The sequence below is a fragment of the Streptosporangium sp. NPDC020072 genome (assembly GCF_040631445.1).
Lineage (GTDB): Bacteria > Actinomycetota > Actinomycetes > Streptosporangiales > Streptosporangiaceae > Streptosporangium.
Map to the genome: position 1 here is coordinate 292393 of NZ_JBEYAB010000005.1, position 17364 is coordinate 309756.

The window sequence follows — 17364 nt, forward strand, 5'->3', positions numbered from 1 at the left end:
GGGAGGCCTTCCCCTTTTCTCCGGCAGGAAAAGCGCCTCTCAGCTGCAGGCTTCGGTCAACTTCCTGATCCAGGCCACCGAGTCGCTGCCCGCCTTCTGCACGGCGTCGACGGCGCTCTGCGCGTCGGTGACGTTCAGGTTCTTCAGGCTCTCGGAGACGTCGTCCGCGGCCTGCTTGAGCGTGGTGTTGGACGCCTTGTCCGCCAGCTCTCCCAGCTTCGCGGCCCCGTCGTTCAGCGCCTTCTCCGCCGCGCCGGGGTCGTCGGCCAGGGTGGCGAGCTTCTTCACCGTGTCGGTGACGATGCCCGCGGCCTGCACGCACTGCTGGGCCTTGTCGACGCCGTCCGAGACCTGCTGGATCTCCGCGCAGCCGGAGAGAAGGAGGACGGCGGCCAGCCCGGAGGCGGCGATGGCGGGAATTCGTCGCGGAAGGGGTCGCATGCCCCGACCCTACCCAAGTGCCCGGCCGGGCAGGCGCCGCCGTATCGGCCTTGTCACCCCATGGAGACTCCCCATGCCCGGTCCCCGCGCCCTTGGGGGTGTCCTGGGGGTAAGTAGAGTGGACTGGCCCGCCACGGTGCCGTCCGTGGATCTCGCAGGGGCGGGTTCGCGGGCCGGGCCGCGCGACGGCTCCGGCCGTACGGCCGGCACGACGATCCACCGAGAGGAACCATGTCCACCTGCGACCACCTCACCCAGGCCCAGAACCCGGCTCCCCGCACTCCCGAGGGGTGCGAGGAGTGCCTCGCGATCGGAAGCCGCTGGGTCCACCTGCGCAGATGCCTGTCGTGTGGGCACATCGGCTGCTGCGACTCCTCGCCGAACAAGCACGCCAGCGCCCACTTCGCCCAGGAGGGGCACCCGGTCGTCGCCTCCTTCGAGCCCGGCGAGAGCTGGCGGTGGTGCTACGTCGACGACATCCTCGGCTGAGGGGAACCCTCAGTCCCGCTCCAGGGTCGCCTCCTCGAAGTCAAGTTCGTGCATGACCCTGTTGAGCACCTCGTCGTCGAGACGCCCCTCGTCGCGCAGGCGCACGAACACCTCGCGGCCCGCGGCGAGCATCTCCCTGCGCAGCCGCCGGTAGACGGTGCTCGGCGTCTCCTCACCCCTCGGCCCCGTGCCGCCGCCGAGGCGCTCCCAGGCGGTGAGGGCGCGGCGCTCGGCCCGCGACCTGAGCTGGTCGACGACCTCCCGGTGCACCTCGTCGATCCCCTCGGCGACCAACTCGTCGAGGCGGGCCAGCTCGGCCGCGGCGGCCGCCTGCTGGGCCGCGGCCTCGGTGAGGTTGTCGTTGAAGACCTCCTCCTCGTTGGAGATCCGCAGCCGCCTGATCAGCGCGGGGAACGTCAACCCCTGGATCAGCAGGGTGCCGATCACCACGACGAAGGTGAGGAAGAGCAGCGTCGGCCGCCCGGGGAAGTCCGGCGGGATGGCGAAGGCGGCGGCGAGTGAGACGACGCCGCGCATTCCCGCCCAGCTGACGACGACCGTGTTGCGCCACGACGGCGCGTTCGGCTCGTTCCTGCGCACCCCCGCCGACAACACCCGGGGGAGGTAGATGCTGGGCACGACCCAGACGGCTCTGGAGAGCACCGCCGCGGCGAAGACCGCGACCGCCATGCCGGTGAGCAGCCAGGGGTCGGCGTCCCTCAGCTCCGTCATGATCGGCCACAGCTGCAGGCCGATCAGGGCGAAGACGATCGTCTCCAGGAAGAAGTCGACGACCCGCCAGACGGCGCCGGACAGCAGGCGGGTGCCGAAGCCCGCGCGGGGCATGCGATGACCGACGTAGAGGCCGACGATCACCACCGCGATCACACCGGAGACGTGTACGGCCTCCGCGGCGAGGTAGACGCCGAACGGGATGAGCAGCATGACGGTGTTCTCGACCAGGGCGTCCCGCAGCATCAGCAGGATCCTGGCCAGGCACCAGGCGAGCACCAGCCCGACGACCACGCCTCCGGCGGCCGCGTAGAGGAACCGTCCCACGGCGTCCAGCCAGCTGATCCCCTCCCCGAGCGCGGCGGCGACGGCCACCCGGTAGGCGGTCAGCGCGGTCGCGTCGTTGAAGAGGCTCTCCCCCACCAGGATGGTGACCACCTTGCGGGGCAGCCCGAGCCTGCGGGCGACCGCGACGGCGGCCACCGCGTCCGGCGGCGCCACGATCGCGCCGAGCGCGAAGGCGGCGGCCAGCGGCAGCGACGGCATGAGCAGGTGGACGACCCAGCCGATGACGAGCGTGGTGAACAGCACCAGCCCGATCGAGAGCAGCGCGACCGGGCGTCGTACCGCCTTGAGCCGCATGTAGGAGCTGTCGATGGCCGCGGAGTAGAGCAGGGGCGGCAGGAAGACCAGCAGGACCAGCTCGGGGTCCAGCTGGTAGCCGGGCACGAACGGCGACAGCACCAGCCCGGCGAACACCAGCAGCAGCGGCGACGGCCACCCCCTGCGCCTGGCCACGGCCGCCACCGCGATCGCGATGATCGGAACGACCAGAAGCTGTACGGCGGACGCCTGGTTCATCCCACTCCTCACCCGTTCGGGTGATCAGACTACGGGATGGCCCTTCGGTGATCCGTCAGGTCACCAGTCGCGGCGTTCCTCGTGCTCGGGACGCAGCCGCTCACCGGTCGAGTGCGGCGACTCCTGGGAGCGTGAGCGCGAGCGCCTGTCCTGCTGCTGGCCTCCGAAGATGCCCAGCGGGTCGGACGGGTCGACGTCTTGCTGGTAGGCGGGCGGCTCCTGGTAGGAGGTCTGCTGCTCCTGGTAAACCGGCTGTTCCTGGTAGCCCTGCGGGCCGTACAGGTCTCTCAGGTCCGCCGGATGGCCCGCCTGCCTGGCGCCGAAGGCGTAGGGGTCGGGCTGCGCCGGGGCCGGATAACCGTAGGGGTCGGGCTGCGCCTGAGGGTAGGAGTGGGCCGGGAAGCCCGAGGGGTCGGTCGTGCCCGCCTGGACGTAGGGGTCGGCGGGACGCTGTCCGGAGCGCTGTCCTGGGCCCTGGGACGCGTAGGGGTCGGCGGGCAGCGGGGCGGGGGCCGTGACACCGTACGGGTCGGGGCGGTTCTGCGGCGCGAACGGGTCGGGCTGCTGGGCGAACGGGTCGGGCTGCTGAACGGGAGCGGCGGCGTAGGGATCGGCCTGCTGGGCCGGGCCACCGTAGGGGTCGGGCTGGTGGGCGGGGGCCGTGGCGTAGGGATCGGGCTGCCTGGCCGCGCCGTACGGGTCCTGGGGCTGCGCGCCGTACCCCTGCGGGGCCGCTCCGCCGTAGGGGGCGGCGGGCTGCTGGGGCGGATAGAGGTCGCCCGGCATCTGGTAGACCGGCTCCGCCTGGCCGTGCCCGGCCTGCTCGGCGGGCTGACCGTAGGACAGGCTGTCGTTGACGATCATGTTCTCCCGGGGCACCACGCCGTCGGGACCGTATCCCGCGGGCGGGCGCTCGACGGGCGGGACGGCGCCTCTGGCGACGAGCACGTCGGTCGGGCTGAGCGCGGCGGGACGCGGCTCCTCGGCGGCGGGGACCACCTGGGTGGCCGCGGGGTCGGTGTACTGCTGCGGCGGGCTCGCGTAGTCCTCAGGCGCCGGCCTGGCGTACTGCCCGGTCCCGGGGAACCCGTTGGGGTCCTGGTAGCCGCCCTGCCCCGTCGTCTCGCCGACCTCGTCGGGGTACTGTCCCCCGGCCTCGACGAACCCCTCGTCGAGGGTGTCGACCAGGCGCCCGACATCGTTCATGGGCATGCGAAAACTGGCGGTGCACATCTCGCCGCGCCACAGGCTCAGCACCAGGGTGCCTTCGTGCCAGGTGACCCGGAGCACCCGCTCCTGGCCACGCTCGTCGAAGAACACCTCACCGAACGACGGCAAGGGGACAACTTCCGACATAGAGGACATAGTGCTTTAACCAGCCTTTATTCGTCCACTCAACCCCGGAAAACCCTACCGAACCGGTCTTTCCACCCCCATCCTCCATCCCGGTGAGCCGAAACGGGCGATCTTCTTTGACCGTACGAGGGCGGTGATCCGGATTGATCCAGCCAAGTCTGCCACGCGCCGCGAGCCTCGCGTCCCGGAATGCCGGGATGCGCACAGGGGGTGACTCACCGGAGCCAGCCGCGTCTGTCGGGGGAAGCCGGTACGGTTGGCTGTCGTGCCGACCGACTCGATCACCTCCGCCGAAGACGCCCCCACGGCGGTCCCCGCGACCGCGCCTGACCTGCCCCAGGTCGAGGAGTTGCTGAGCGCCGCCGTCGAGGCGGTCGGCGGGGTCGAACGCCCCGGCCAGATCGAGATGGTGCGGGCGGTCCAGCGGGCGATCTCCTCCGGCGACCACCTCGCCGTCCAGGCGGGCACCGGCACCGGCAAGTCCCTGGCCTATCTGATCCCCTCCATCCGGCACGCGATGTCATCGAAAGGCGCGGTGATCGTCTCCACGGCGACCATCGCGCTGCAGCGTCAGCTCGTCGACCGCGACCTGCCCAGGCTCTCCGAGGCCCTCGCCCCCCGGCTGCCGCACCAGCCGACCTTCGCCATCCTCAAGGGCCGCCGCAACTACCTGTGCCGCTACAAGGCCGCGGCCGGCTGGCCCGAGGAGGAGCAGGACCAGCTCTTCGACCCACGCGAGGTCAACGCGACCGGCCGGATGGTCCAGCGCATCCAGGAGTGGGCCCAGGAGACCGAGACCGGCGACCGCGACGAGCTGGTGCCGGGCGTCAACGAGCAGGCCTGGCGGCAGTTCTCCGTGAGCTCACGCGAGTGCCTGGGCGCCACCCGCTGCCCCAGCGGCGCCGAGTGCTTCGCCGAGCTGGCCAGGGCCCGCGCGGGCGAGTCCGACGTCGTCGTCACCAACCACGCGCTGCTGGCCATCGACGCCATGGAGGACTTCTCCCTGCTGCCCGAGCACGAGGTGGTCGTGGTCGACGAGGCGCACGAGCTGGTCGACCGGGTCACCTCGGTGGTCAGCGGCGAGCTGTCGGAGGCCATGGTCTCGGTGACGGTCCGCCGGGTCGGGCGGCTGATCGAGCAGGCGATCTCCGACCGGCTCATGGAGGCGGGCGAGCAGCTCAAGGACCTGCTCGCCGTCGCCCCCGCCGGGCGCCTCGACGAGCTGCCCCCGGTGCTCGGGATGACCCTGGCCCTGGTGCGCGACGCGGCCTGGGCCTGCATCACCGCGCTCGGACCCAGGTCCGGCGGCGACAAGGACGACCCGGAGGGCGCGGGCCTGCGCAAGGCGGCCTTCACCGCCCTCGACGAGATCCACGACACCGCGCAGCGGATGCTGGACGCCTTCGGTCACGCGGAGGAGGTCGACCGGGCCGAGGTGGTCTGGCTGGAGGCGGCGACCGACCGGCGACCGCCCCTGCTGCGGATCGCCCCGCTCACCGTGGCCGGGATGCTCCGCGACAAGCTCTTCGGCGACCGTACGGTGGTCCTCACCTCGGCGACGCTGGCGCTCGGCGGCGCCTTCGACGGCCTGGCCCGCCAGTGGGGTCTCGGCTCAGGGGACGGCAAGGGCGCCAAGGACGGCTGGCGGGGTCTGGACGTCGGCTCCCCCTTCGACCACGCGCGCAGCGGCATCCTCTACGTCGCCAAGCACCTGCCCCAGCCGGGCCGTGACGGCCTTCCCGAGGCCTACCTCGAGGAGATCACCGAGCTGATCGAGGCCGCGGGGGGCCGCACCCTGGGCCTGTTCTCCTCGATGCGGGCCGCCAAGGCCGCCACGGAGGCGCTGCGGGAGCGGCTGAGCGTGCCGTTGCTCTGCCAGGGCGACGACTCAACGATGCTGCTGGTCAAGCAGTTCGCCGAGGACGAGCCGACCTGCCTGTTCGGCACCCTGACCCTGTGGCAGGGGGTGGACGTGCCCGGCCCCTCCCTGCGGCTGGTCATCATCGACCGCATCCCGTTCCCGCGCCCCGACGACCCGCTGAGCTCCGCCAGGCAGCGCCACGTGACCGCCAGGGGCGGCAACGGCTTCATGTCGGTCGCCGCGACCCACGCGGCCCTGCTGCTCGCCCAGGGGGCGGGCCGCCTGCTGCGCAGCCAGCACGACAAGGGGGTGGTCGCGGTCCTCGACCCCCGCCTCGCCACCGCCCGCTACGCCGGTTTCCTGCGCGACTCGCTGCCGCCCTTCTGGCCGACCAACGACCCGGGAAAGGTCCGCGACGCGCTCAGGCGCCTCGGGAAGGGCTGAAGCCCGTTTCGCGGATCCTCGCCGTGGCGAGGGTCCGCGAAACAGGCCCTAGAGATCGAGAAGGCCCAGGTCGGGGCGCTTGGGGTCGAGGCCGTCGCCTGAGGAGCGTCCGCGTAGCCTGCGGACGACCCAGGGGCCCAGGTGCTCTCTGACCCACCGGACGTCCTCGCGCCGCCGCTCACCGGGGGTGACCCGCTCACGCGGCGGCCACCGCTTGCGCCACTCGTCCGCGCACTCGACCCCCAGGACGTCGCACACCTTGGCGGCCACCAGCCGGTGCCCCTCGGCGTTCATGTGCAGCCGGTCCTCGCTCCAGGCGCGCCAGTCGCGCAGGCCCTGCATCGACCACTGGTCGACCAGGCGGCAGCCGTACAGGTCGGCGATGGATCTGACGTGCATGTAGAAGATCGCGAAGGTGCCGCGGGCACGGCGCATGATCGGGGTGTCACGCGGGTCGACACCGGTGAACAGCAGCACCTCCGCGCCGGTCGCCCGCAGATCCCGTACGGCTCCCGCCAGCAGCCGGGCCATCGCGTCCGGGTCACAGCCGGGGCGCAGCAGGTCGTTTCCCCCCGCGCAGAGGCTGACCAGGTCGGGCCGCATCTCGACCGCCCTGGGGACCTGCTGCTCGACGACCTGGCCGAGCAGCCTGCCCCGCACGGCGAGGTTGGCGTAGCGGAACTCCGGTTCGAGCGCGGCCAGCCGTTCCGCGACCCGGTCGGCCCAGCCCCTGAAGGGTCCGCCCTCGCCGCCGGGGCCGGGGTCGTTCAGTCCCTCGGTGAAGCTGTCGCCCAGCGCGGCGAAGGAGGCGAAGGTACGGTGGCCCACTACACGAGCTCCGCCACGGCCTGCAGCGCCAGCACGTAGGACCTCAGCCCGAAGCCCGCGATCGTGCCGGTCGCCACGCCCGCGACCACCGAGTTGTGCCGGAACTCCTCACGGGCGGCCGGGTTGGAGATGTGCACCTCGACCAGGGGCGCGGTCCGCTGGGCGATGGCGTCGCGCAGCGCGTAGGAGTAGTGGGTGAACGCCGCGGGGTTCAGCACCACCGGGATCCGGCCGTCGGCCGCCTCGTGCAGCCAGGAGATCATCTCGGCCTCGTCGTCGGTCTGCCTGACGTCCACGGACAGGCCCAGCCCCCGGCCCGTCTCCCGGCACAGCGCCGCCAGGTCGGCCAGGGTCTCCGCGCCGTAGACGTCGGGCTCCCTGGTGCCCAGCCGCGACAGGTTGGGGCCGCTGAGCACGTAGACGGGTCTCATCCGATCACCTGGCGATCTCCTCGTAGGCGGCTTCGAGCAGCTCCTCCGGCGGGTCCTCAAGCGGGGACACCTTCGCCAGGTCGTCGAGGACGACGAAGCGCAGCCTGGCGCCGCGGCTCTTCTTGTCAAGGCGCATGTGTTCGCGCAGACCGGGCCAGGCGTCGCGGCGGTAGGCCGTGGGCAGCCCGACGGAGGTCAGGATGGACCGGGTGCGCTCGACGACGGCGGCGCCGATCCGGCCGTCCAGGCGGGACAGCTCGGCGGCGTAGACCATGCCGATGGCGACGGCCTCTCCGTGGCGGATCCGGTACCCCTCGGCCCGTTCGATGGCGTGGGCCAGGGTGTGGCCGTAGTTGAGGATCTCCCGCAGGCCGCCCTCACGCAGGTCGGCGCCGACCACGTCGGCCTTGATCTGCACCTTGCGCTCGATGAGCTCGCGGGTGTGCCGGCCCTCGGGGTGCCTGGCCTCCTGTGGGGCCTCCTCGATGAGGTCGAGGATCACCGGGTCGGCGATGAAGCCGCCCTTGATGACCTCGGCCAGGCCGCCGACGTAGTCGTCGCGGGGCACCGAGACCAGCGTGGCCAGGTCGCACAGCACGCCCGCCGGAGGGTGGAAGGAGCCGACCAGGTTCTTGCCCTCGGGGGTGTTGATCCCGGTCTTGCCGCCGACCGCCGCGTCGACCATGCCCAGCAGCGTGGTCGGCACCTGCACGACCTTGACGCCGCGCAGCCAGGTGGCGGCGGCGAAGCCCGCCAGGTCGGTGGTCGCCCCTCCTCCGACGCCGACGACCGCGTCGGAGCGTGTGACACCGTGCGCGCCGAAGGCCGACCAGAGCCCGGCGGCCACCTCGACCGTCTTGGCCTGCTCGGCGTCGGGCACCGGCAGCGCGACGACCTGGTAACCGGCCGCCTCGATCGCCCCGCACACGGGCCTGGCGATCTCCGGCAGGCTCGCCGGGTGGACCACCGCGACGGTGCGGACCGCGGGACCGAGCAGGGCGGGAAGCTCGCTGAGCACCCCGGTGCCGATCACCACGTCGTAGGGGGACTCTCCGGACACCTTGATCCTGGAGGTCGTCATGATCCGAGTCCCTTCACGATCTCGTCGACGACCTGTTCCGGGTCGCGCTCGTCGGTGGCCACGGTGAGGACGGCCAGACCCTCGTAGATCGGGCGGCGGTCCTCCATGAGCTTCTTGAGCCGGCTGCGCGGGTTGAGCACCAGCAGTGGCCGGGCCGAGGCCAGACCGACCCGCTGCACCGCCTGCGCCAGGCCGACCTCCAGGTAGACCACGGGGTGACCGGCGAGCAGTTCCCGCGTCGCCTCGGCCAGCACCGCGCCGCCGCCCAGGGACAGCACGCCGTCGTGTTCGTCGAGCGCCAGCCGTACGGCCCGCGCCTCAAGCTCTCTGAAGTGCTCCTCGCCGTCCTCGACGAAGATGTCACTGACCGGTTTGCCCGCCGTGGCCTCGACGTCGGCGTCGGTGTCGCGGAAGGCGACCCCCAGCCGTTCGGCGAGCAGGTGGCCTACGGTCGACTTGCCCGCGCCGGGGGCGCCGACCAGGACTACGCGGGGACTCACCGTTCCTCCTCGGTTCGCACGCTCACTTGATCACCATCGAGGAGAGGTAGCCGGACAGGTTCCTGGCGACCTCCTCGACGGAGTCACCGCCGAACTTCTCCACCGCGGCGTCGGCGAGGACCAGCGCGACCATCGCCTCGGCGACGATCGCGGCGGCGGGCACGGCGCACACGTCGGAACGCTCGTGGTGGGCCTTGGCGGCCTCACCGGTCAGCACGTCGATGGTGGCCAGTGCCCTGGGCACGGTGGAGATCGGCTTCATGGCGGCGCTGACCCGCAGCGGCTCGCCGTTGGTCATGCCGCCCTCGACGCCGCCCGCGCGGTTGGTGATGCGGCGCACGCCGTCCGAGGTGTTCTCGATCTCGTCGTGGGCCCGGGAACCGGGACGGCGGGCGGTCTCGAAGCCGTCGCCGACGGCGACGCCCTTGATGGCCTGGATGCCCATCAGCGCGGCGGCCAGGCGGGCGTCGAGACGGCGGTCCCAGTGGGTGTAGCTGCCCAGGCCCGGCGGCAGGCCGTAGGCGACGACCTCGACGACCCCGCCGAGGGTGTCGCCGTCCTTGTGGGCCTTGTCGATCTCGGCGACCATCGCGGCGCTGCCCTCGGGGTCGGCGCAGCGCACCGGGTCGGCGTCGACGGCGGCCATGTCCTCGGGGCCGGGCAGGACGCCCGGCGTCGCCTGCGCCCCTCCGATGGAGACGACGTGGCTGACGATGTCGACGCCCAGGGCCTGCTTGAGGAAGGCGCGGGCGACCTGGCCCAAGGCGACCCTGGCGGCGGTCTCGCGGGCGCTGGCCCGGTCGAGCACGGGGCGGGCGTCGTCGAAGCCGTACTTCTGCATGCCCGCCAGGTCGGCGTGGCCCGGCCGGGGGCGTGAGCGCGGCGCGTTGCGCGCCTGCCCCTCCAGCAGCGCGGGATCGACCGGGTCGGCCGCCATGACGGTCTCCCACTTGGGCCATTCGGTGTTGCCGACGCGGATGGCGACCGGGCTGCCGAGCGTGCGGCCGTGCCGTACGCCGCCCACGATGTTCACCACGTCCTGCTCGAACTTCATCCGGGCGCCGCGGCCGTAACCGAGGCGGCGTCTGGCCAGTGCCCCGTCGATGTCGGCCGTGGTCACCTCCACCCCTGCGGGCAGGCCCTCAAGGATCGCGACGAGCTCGGGGCCGTGGGATTCTCCGGCGGTCAACCAGCGCAACATGGTGACAAGTCTTCCATGTGCCGCCCACTGGAATGGCCGAGGCTCACTGGTTGAGACGCTCCGGCATGTCAGCGGATTCCCTGGGCCGTGAGGATGACCGCGAAGGCACCGGCGGCCATGAAGGGACCGAAGGGGATCTCACTGCCGCGTCCCGCCCGGCGCGCGGCCACCAGGGCGCCGCCGTACAGGCCTCCGGCGAGGAAGCCGAGGAAGGCGCCGGTGACCAGGGCGTCCCAGCCGAGCCGGCCGAGCGCCACGCCCAGCGCCGCCGCGAACTTGACGTCGCCGAGCCCCATGCCCTCCGGGTTGACCAGGAAGAGCAGGAGGTACAGGCCGGTCAGGACCAGGCCGCCGAGCAGCGCCCTGGCCAGGTCCGGGGCGCCGTCCCGTGTCAGGGCCGCGACCGTCAGCGGCGCCGCCGTGCCCAGGAAGGCGGCGGCGGTGAGCCGGTCGGGCAGCCGGTGGACGGCGACGTCCACGGCGACCAGGGCGACCGTGACGGCCGTGAGCCACCCGTAGGCGGCCAGCTCGGGCCATGGGTACCGCGACGCGAGGGCGGCCAGCGTCACCGCGGTGAGGACCTCGGCCACCAGCGGCGGCGGCCCGATCCGTGCCCGGCACCCCGGGCAGCGCCCGGCCGCGAGTCTCAGGGACGCGACCGGGCCGCCGCCGACCGCCGTGGCGCAGCGCGGGCAGGCGTGCCCGAGGAGGGCCTCCTCCCCGACCGAGTGGCGGATGGCCAGGTCTCTCGCCCAGAAGCCGAGCGGCAGCCCGGCCAGGGCTGCGGCGAGGAGCAGGAGGTGGTTCACCGCGCCCCCGGGGAAGGTCGGCCGTGTTCGTCCACGGCCCGAACCCTAACGCGGGAAGGTCAGTCCCGGCCGCGTGACGACCTGCCGACCAGCGGCCAGCCGAGGCGGCGGCGCCGGGGGACGGCCGTCTCGGCTCCGGCCTCCGTGCGGGCCTCCATTCGGGCCACGGTGACCCCCGGGGTCTCGGAGCCGAGCCGGTCGAGGGTGCCGGCCCCGACCGCGGCGAACGCCTGCAGCACGGCTCCCTCGATCACGAACGGCACCGGGCCCGCGACGTCGATCACCACGGCCGCGGCGTCCTCGTGCGCCGCCGCCTGGCAGACCTGCGGGGTCGTCGCCTGGATGGGGCGGGCGTCGGGACGCCACAGCTTCAGCGGACCGGTCCCGGTGAAGGCGAGCACCGCCTGCCTGCCGTCCTTGCCGACGAGCTTCGGCAGGGCCATCTCGCTCTCCTTCTCCTGCCGCAGCCCGTGCTCGCCGACCTCGGACTCCGTCAGCAGGGCCACGACCGGGACGAGCAGCCGCGCCCCGCCGAGGGCGGCGATCACCGCGCCCACGTCGGCCGTGCCCGCGGAGAAGGCGGCGAGCGCGGACGAGACGGCGGCGTCGGCTGAGCCGTCGTCGCCGGGGACCAGTGGCTGGGGAATGCTCGGCACGACCCCGAAGCCTACCCTCGGTGACCGGCGGGTCCTCGGCCGAGGGAGGGTCACCGGGCGGCGTCGAAGACGATCTCGACCCGCCGGTTCCTCGCTCGGTTCGCCTCGACGGGAGCGCCGTCGACGATGTTGGGCACCTTGGGCCTGGACTCGCCGAACCCCCTGGCCAGCAGGGTCGTCCCGGTGCCGGCGAGGGCGGCCCGCAGGACCTGCCCCACGGCCCGTGCCCGTCTGAGCGAGAGCGCGTCGTTGTAGGCGTCGCTCCCCTGGTCGTCGGTGTGCCCCTCGATCCTGACCTCGCCGCCCGCGGACTCGGCGCGGACGCGCTCGGCGATCCGCCGCAGGCGCAGCCTCGCCCCGGTGGTCAGCACGGCCCTGTCGAGGGCGAACAGCACGTCGCTGGTGAGCGCGACGGTGATCTGTTCCCCGCGTTTCGACTCGCTCTCCGCGCCGTCGAGCGACTCGACCTCGGCGACGACGTCCTCGACACGGGCGACGATCTCCTCGACCCCGGCCGTGGCCGCCGCAGGGTCGGCGGGGTCGGCCCACGCGGCCGCCGGATGTCCCACCGCCAGGACGAGTGTGAGCGTCAGGGCCGTGAGATGTTCAGGAGATCGGGACATCGGCGAACACGCCCAGCACCTTGAGGTCCACGTTGATCTTCGTGACGTCCGGCGGCGGGGCGGCGAACGCCGCGTGCAGCGGCAGCACCTCGTCCGGCTCGGTGAACACGTCGTAGCTGGAGCACAGGCAGGTGACCTTGGGATAGGCGCCGGTGCGCGCGACGGTGTAGCGCTTGCCGTTGACCGGGTCGACCAGGCTGATCCCCCCGACGGTCAGCCCGAGACCGCCCGGGGTGTCCCCCATGTCGTTGCTCATCTGCCATCTGGCGTCGCCCGTGTTGGTGACCGTCCAGGTCAGCGTGGCCAGCCTGCCCTGCCGCCTGAGGCCGGTGATCCGTACGACCAGGTCGGCGCCGCCCGCCTTGACCTTCCTGGCGGCGATCACCTTCTCCTGTTCGACGTCCTGCTCGACGGGCACGTCCCGCTGCTCCGAGGGCTGTTCCGAAGACCTCTCCGCGGGTTGCCCGGCGGCCCCGGTCGTGGCCGCGGAGGCGGGGAGCGGCTGCCTCTCCTCACCGCCGCCGCCCCGCTGCCCGGGGAGCGCCCCGCATCCGCTCAGCACGGCCGCCAGTACGGCGGCGGCCAGCGCCGGCGTGATCCCTCTTCCCATCGTGCTTCCACCTCTTGCCCGTCGTGGTTCGCGTCGGTCCCGACCGTAGGCGGGCCACCTTCAGGACGCGTATAGCGCGCTATACGCGCAGGCCACGGCGGCGTCGTACCTCGTCGGCGAGCTCTTCCGCCGCGGCGCGGCCTCGCCGGTCACCGAGAGCGTCGAACTCTCCCATAACTCGCATTACTCCATCAAACGCCTCATCAATCTCATCAAGCCCGAGCAACGCCTCCGCCAGGGTGAGCGTCGCCCGCGCGGCACCGGCGCGGTCCCCGTGCTCGCGGAAGGTCTCCAGCGCCTCCCGCGCGTTCTGCCCGGCGACGTCCGCCCTGCCCTCCGCCAGGGCGATCCCGGCCAGGACCGTCAGCGCCGCGGCCTCGGGCAGCCGGTCCCCCAGCCGCCTGGCCAGGCCGAGGCCGTGTTCCGCCCGTTCGTTCGCCTCCCGAAGCCGCCGCGCGTCCAGGAGAAGCCCGGCGAGGTCGAGCGAGACCGCCGCCTCACCCCGTGGGTCGCCCAGCTCACGGTAGGCCTCCAGACTCCTTGAGAGCAGGTCCCGATCCCGGCGCAGTCCGCCGAGGGCGCGCAGCGCGTCGGCCCTGCCCCGCCGGTCGCCCGCCGCGGAGAAGGCGGCCAGGCACGCCACGAAACACGCCTGCGCCTCGGACGGCCGTTCCCCGGCGAGGTGGACCAGGCCGAGCCGGTACCGGACGCGGGCCGCCTCCCCCGGCTCCGCGAGCCCGAGCGCCCGCCGCAGTGCCTCGGCCGCCTCGGGCAGCCTGCCCTCCACACGGTGCAGGTCGGCCAGGGATCTGAGCAGCAGCGCCTCACCGTTGCGGTGCCCCGCGCGCCGTACGGCCCGCAGCCCCTCCTCCACGGCCGAGCGCCAGTCCTCGCGGTGCGCGCCCAGCTCGAAGAAGGGCGTCAGGTAGAAGGCCAGCCGCCAGGCCATCTCGTCCAGGCCCGCCCGCCGCGCGTCGGCGACGGTCGCGACCAGGAACCTCCGTTCCGCGGCCAGCCAGCGGGCCGACTCCCGAAGGAGCGCGGTCTCCGCGGCCGCGGCCTGCTCGGCCGTACGGGCCAGGGTCAGGCCCGAGCCCGGCTCCGCGGGCAGGAGCAGCGCCCTGGCCCGCCGGGCGCGGTCGAGGATCTCCGGGGCCGCGGCGGCCAGGACCCCGGCGGGCGGACCCTCCTCCGCGGCCAGGCGCTCGGCCGCGTAGAGCCTGGTCAGGTCGTGCCAGCCGTACCTCTCCTGACCTGCCGGGTCGAGACCCCGCGCCTGCAGCAGGCCCGCCCCGGCCAGCGCCTCAAGCGTCTCCTCGGCGGGCGCGCCGAGGACGGCCGAGGCCGCCCAGGGGGCGAAGTCGGGGGCCGACAGCGCGCCGAGACGGCGCAGCAGCAGGCGTTCCCTGTCGGAGAGGGCGCGGTAGCCCAGCGCCAGGCTGCCGCGCACGGCCAGGTCACCCGCGCTGAGCTCGTCCAGGCGTCCGCGTTCGTCCTCAAGACGTCCCGCCAGGTGTTCCAGGGTCCAGCCGGGACGCCTGGCCAGCCTGGACCCGGCGATTCTGAGGGCCAGCGGCAGCCCGCCGCACAACTCGGCGATCCGCGCCGCCGCCCGTGGCTCCGCCTCGACGCGACGCCGCCCGGCCACCCCGGCCAGCATCGCCACGGACTCGTCCCGGTCGAACACGCCGAGTTCGCGGGCGCGCGCCGCCTCCAGGCCGTGCAGCGGCGAGCGGCTGGTCACCAGCGTCAGGCAGCCGGGCCCGGTGGGCAGCAGCGGGCGTACCTGGGCCTCCCGCTCCGCGTCGTCGAGCACCACCAGCAGGCGCCGTCCGCTCACCGTGCTGCGGTAGAGACGGACGCGCCCGTCCAGGCCTGCGGGGATCGCCGTCTCCTGGCAGCCGAGCGAGCGCAGCAGGTCCTCAAGCACCGCCTCCGGCGTCCTGCCGCCGAGCGAGGCGTGCAGCCGCCCGCCGGGGAAGTCGAGCGCGGTGGCCGCGTGGACCGCGACCGCGGACTTGCCCACCCCCGCCGGGCCGTGCAGCACCAGGTGGACGGGCGCGCCCGCGGCGTCGGGCACCGACCGGCGAATCCAGTCCAGCACGTGTTCACGCCCGGTGAAGTCGGCGATGTCCGGCGGTGTCTCGTTCGGTGTCTCGTTCGGCACCTGTCCGGCCCGGGTCGAGGTGCCCGCGAGCACGCGTTCGTGCGCCTCGCGCAGCGCCTCCCCCGGTTCGAGGCCGAGTTCCCCGACCAGCAGCCGCCGTGCCTCCTGGTAGGCGCCCAGCGCCTCCGACCTGCGTCCCGCCTGGCCGAGGGCCGTGACGAGCTGCCCCCACGCCCGTTCCCGCAGCGGGTAGGCCGCCACGAGCGCGCGCAGTTCCCCGGTCACCCGCGCGCCCCGGCCGAGTGCCAGGTCCAGTTCGACCCGCTCCTCGACCGTGGTCAGCCGCAGTTCCTCAAGCCGTACGGCGTGCGCGCGCCGCAGCGTGTCCGACTCGACGTCGGCCAGCGCGGGCCCCCGCCAGAGTGCGAGGGCCGCGCGCAGCCCCTCTGCCGCCTCGGCCCGCCCGCCCGCCTCCCCGGCTCGCGTGGCCTCCGCCACCAGCCGCTCGAACCGGTGCGCGTCCACCCGGTCGGGGTCGACGTCGAGGAGGTATCCGCCGGGCACGGTGCGAATCCCCTCCACCACCTTGCGCAGGGCGCTGACGTAGACCCGCAGCACCGCCTCCGCCGAGGCCGGCGGCCGTCCGTCCCACACCTCGTCGACCAGCCGGTCGACGGCCACCGGCCGCGCGGACCGCAGCAGCAGGGCGGCCAGCAGCGCGCGGTGTTTCGCGGGCCCGGGGGTCAGGTCGCGATCACCGTCGAGGACCAGCAGCGGCCCCAGCACGCCGAACCGCACCGTCTCAGCCCTTCGGCCCGCTGAGGTCGAACGAGCGGAACCTGACCCGGACCGGGGCGCCGGTGTCCGGCGCCGCGTGGACTCCGGCCGCGCCGGGGCCGTACGGATCGCGTGTGTCGACGGCCTCGGCGACCAGGACGTCGTCGACCCACATGCTCAGGGCGGTTGCCGTACCCCGTTGACCGCACCGGGCCACGACACGGCTGTCCGCCGTTCCCCGTACCCGGACCGGCCCGTCCAGGACGACGCCCCGCCCCGCGCGCCGTTTGACGATGGAGGCGTCTCCGGAACCCGCGACCGTGAACTCGTACCGGTCGCCGGTGCCCAGGTCGCCACGGCACCACACGCCGAACTCCCCCGACCCCGCTTCGAGCCGGGCCGAGGAGCTGACCACGACGTCCTGCGCGCGTTCGCCGGGGAAGGGGGCCGACTTCCACAGCCGCCACCCGGGGTTGGCGGTCAGCAGGTAGGCGGCGCCGTCCCGCTCGCTCCGGCCGCCCTCTGTCACGCCGACCTCCCAGGAGTCGGCGAAGTCCGCGTGGTAGGGCAGAGCGGGCGCGGCGCCGAAACCGGCCTGGACGGCCACGCCTGCGGTGACGGCCGTGGCGAGCGCGACCGCGCCCAGAGCCCACGGCCACCGGCGCCGGGCCCTCTTCCCCGGCTCGGCGACGGCGGGCCCGTCAGGGACGGCGGGCTCCTCCTGAGCGGTGACCGTCCAGGAGCGTTCTACGGCCTGGGTGGCGGTCGCCGGGGTCGGGCTGCCGCCGATCAGCTCGCCCAGCAGCCGCCCGGCGCTCGGCCTGCGCGCGGGGTCCTTGGCCATGGCCCGTTCGACGACCGCGCGCATCCGGTCTTCGAGGCCGTCGAGGTTCGGCCCCTCGTTGACGATCCGGTACAGGACCTCGGGCGGGGAGCCTCCGCCGAACGGCAGGCGGCCCGTGCCCGCGAACGCGATCACCCCGCCCCACGCGTAGACGTCGGCGGCGGGGGTCGGCGGCTCACCGCGCACCTGCTCGGGCGCCATGAACGCGGGCGTGCCCAGGATCGCCTGGCTGGCCAGGCTCTCCTCGTCGGCGAGCCGTGCGATGCCGAAGTCGATCACCCGCGGGCCGAGCGGGGACAGCAGCACGTTCGACGGCTTGAGGTCGCGGTGGATCACCCCGGCCTCGTGGATGGCGTGGAGCGCGGTGGCGATCCCGGCCGCGAGCGCCTCCAGATTGGCGCCGGTCAGCGGCCCCTGCTCCCGTACGGCCTGCGCCAGGCTTGGGCCCTTGACGTACTCGGTGACGAGGTAGGCGACGTCCCCGTCGATCCCGGCGTCCAGGACGGGGGCGGTGCAGAACCTGGCCACCCTGCGGGCCGCGGCCACCTCGCGCTCGAAGCGCCGGACGAAGGCCGGATCGTCGGTGAGCCGGGGATGGATCACCTTCACCGCGGCCAGGCCGCCGGTCGGGGTGGTGGCGAGGTGCACCACGCCCATGCCGCCCCGGCCAAGCTCACGCCTGAGCACGTATCCGCCGATCACGTTCACCGGAG

At 73.6% G+C, this 17364-nt stretch carries 16 protein-coding genes; 2 read left to right on the forward strand and 14 right to left on the reverse strand.

Annotated features, from left to right (window positions below; all coding sequences use genetic code 11):
- Positions 1-39 precede the first annotated feature (39 nt).
- On the reverse strand, positions 40-441 hold the full coding sequence (locus ABZ470_RS13785) for a hypothetical protein (RefSeq protein WP_362911542.1): 402 nt from the start codon (positions 439-441) through the stop codon (positions 40-42).
- 231 nt (positions 442-672) lie between these two features.
- Here ABZ470_RS13785 and ABZ470_RS13790 point away from each other — a divergent pair, with 231 nt between their 5' ends.
- Positions 673-930, forward strand: a complete 258-nt coding sequence (locus ABZ470_RS13790; protein ID WP_362911543.1) for a UBP-type zinc finger domain-containing protein — start codon at positions 673-675, stop codon at positions 928-930.
- 9 nt (positions 931-939) lie between these two features.
- Here ABZ470_RS13790 and ABZ470_RS13795 read toward each other — a convergent pair whose 3' ends face one another.
- A complete protein-coding gene (locus ABZ470_RS13795; RefSeq protein WP_362911544.1) occupies positions 940-2523 on the reverse strand; it encodes a Na+/H+ antiporter in 1584 nt (527 codons plus the stop codon).
- Between the two features lie 60 nt (positions 2524-2583).
- Complete coding sequence (locus ABZ470_RS13800; protein WP_362911545.1) at positions 2584-3879, reverse strand: hypothetical protein; 1296 nt, start codon at positions 3877-3879, stop codon at positions 2584-2586.
- Between the two features lie 265 nt (positions 3880-4144).
- Here ABZ470_RS13800 and ABZ470_RS13805 point away from each other — a divergent pair, with 265 nt between their 5' ends.
- Complete coding sequence (locus ABZ470_RS13805; protein ID WP_352011395.1) at positions 4145-6184, forward strand: ATP-dependent DNA helicase; 2040 nt, start codon at positions 4145-4147, stop codon at positions 6182-6184.
- A 48-nt stretch (positions 6185-6232) separates the two neighbouring features.
- Here the strand turns inward: ABZ470_RS13805 and ABZ470_RS13810 are convergent, their stop codons facing one another.
- The 11 genes from ABZ470_RS13810 to ABZ470_RS13860 all read right to left on the reverse strand — a co-directional run bounded on the left by ABZ470_RS13810 (position 6233) and on the right by ABZ470_RS13860 (position 17359).
- Entirely contained in the window at positions 6233-7012 is a 780-nt protein-coding gene (locus ABZ470_RS13810) for an SGNH/GDSL hydrolase family protein (protein WP_362911546.1), read from the reverse strand.
- Positions 7012-7443, reverse strand: a complete 432-nt coding sequence (aroQ, locus tag ABZ470_RS13815; protein WP_352011393.1) for a type II 3-dehydroquinate dehydratase — start codon at positions 7441-7443, stop codon at positions 7012-7014. Before aroQ ends, ABZ470_RS13810 begins: the two co-directional genes overlap by 1 nt.
- A gap of 4 nt (positions 7444-7447) precedes the next feature.
- Positions 7448-8524, reverse strand: a complete 1077-nt coding sequence (gene aroB / locus ABZ470_RS13820) for a 3-dehydroquinate synthase (RefSeq protein WP_362911547.1) — start codon at positions 8522-8524, stop codon at positions 7448-7450.
- Positions 8521-9024, reverse strand: a complete 504-nt coding sequence (locus ABZ470_RS13825; protein ID WP_352011391.1) for a shikimate kinase — start codon at positions 9022-9024, stop codon at positions 8521-8523. Before ABZ470_RS13825 ends, aroB begins: the two co-directional genes overlap by 4 nt.
- Before the next feature lie 22 nt (positions 9025-9046).
- Positions 9047-10225, reverse strand: a complete 1179-nt coding sequence (aroC, locus tag ABZ470_RS13830; RefSeq protein WP_352011390.1) for a chorismate synthase — start codon at positions 10223-10225, stop codon at positions 9047-9049.
- Positions 10226-10293: 68 nt separating this feature from the next.
- A complete protein-coding gene (locus ABZ470_RS13835; protein ID WP_362911548.1) occupies positions 10294-11034 on the reverse strand; it encodes an A24 family peptidase in 741 nt (246 codons plus the stop codon).
- 59 nt (positions 11035-11093) lie between these two features.
- Positions 11094-11690 (reverse strand): SseB family protein, encoded by a 597-nt coding sequence (locus ABZ470_RS13840; RefSeq protein WP_362911549.1) that lies wholly within the window; start codon positions 11688-11690, stop codon positions 11094-11096.
- Between the two features lie 50 nt (positions 11691-11740).
- On the reverse strand, positions 11741-12313 hold the full coding sequence (locus tag ABZ470_RS13845) for an OmpA family protein (protein ID WP_362911550.1): 573 nt from the start codon (positions 12311-12313) through the stop codon (positions 11741-11743).
- Positions 12297-12923 carry a hypothetical protein gene (locus tag ABZ470_RS13850; protein WP_352011386.1) on the reverse strand — a complete coding sequence of 209 codons (627 nt, stop codon included), beginning with the start codon at positions 12921-12923 and terminating at the stop codon, positions 12297-12299. Before ABZ470_RS13850 ends, ABZ470_RS13845 begins: the two co-directional genes overlap by 17 nt.
- 79 nt (positions 12924-13002) lie before the next feature.
- Positions 13003-15828, reverse strand: coding sequence for a BTAD domain-containing putative transcriptional regulator (locus ABZ470_RS13855; protein WP_362911551.1), 2826 nt, complete (start codon positions 15826-15828; stop codon positions 13003-13005).
- A gap of 4 nt (positions 15829-15832) precedes the next feature.
- Positions 15833-17359 (reverse strand): serine/threonine-protein kinase, encoded by a 1527-nt coding sequence (locus ABZ470_RS13860; RefSeq protein ID WP_352011384.1) that lies wholly within the window; start codon positions 17357-17359, stop codon positions 15833-15835.
- Positions 17360-17364: the final 5 nt, after the last annotated feature.

Coding starts and splice junctions, on each gene's coding strand:
- ABZ470_RS13790 (WP_362911543.1), top strand. CDS start 673: ATGTCCACCTGCGACCACCTCACCCAGGCCCAGAACCCGGCTCCCCGC.
- ABZ470_RS13850 (WP_352011386.1), bottom strand. CDS start 12,923: ATGGGAAGAGGGATCACGCCGGCGCTGGCCGCCGCCGTACTGGCGGCC.
- aroB (WP_362911547.1), bottom strand. CDS start 8,524: ATGACGACCTCCAGGATCAAGGTGTCCGGAGAGTCCCCCTACGACGTG.
- ABZ470_RS13785 (WP_362911542.1), bottom strand. CDS start 441: ATGCGACCCCTTCCGCGACGAATTCCCGCCATCGCCGCCTCCGGGCTG.
- ABZ470_RS13795 (WP_362911544.1), bottom strand. CDS start 2,523: ATGAACCAGGCGTCCGCCGTACAGCTTCTGGTCGTTCCGATCATCGCG.
- aroC (WP_352011390.1), bottom strand. CDS start 10,225: ATGTTGCGCTGGTTGACCGCCGGAGAATCCCACGGCCCCGAGCTCGTC.
- ABZ470_RS13800 (WP_362911545.1), bottom strand. CDS start 3,879: ATGTCGGAAGTTGTCCCCTTGCCGTCGTTCGGTGAGGTGTTCTTCGAC.
- ABZ470_RS13845 (WP_362911550.1), bottom strand. CDS start 12,313: ATGTCCCGATCTCCTGAACATCTCACGGCCCTGACGCTCACACTCGTC.
- aroQ (WP_352011393.1), bottom strand. CDS start 7,443: ATGAGACCCGTCTACGTGCTCAGCGGCCCCAACCTGTCGCGGCTGGGC.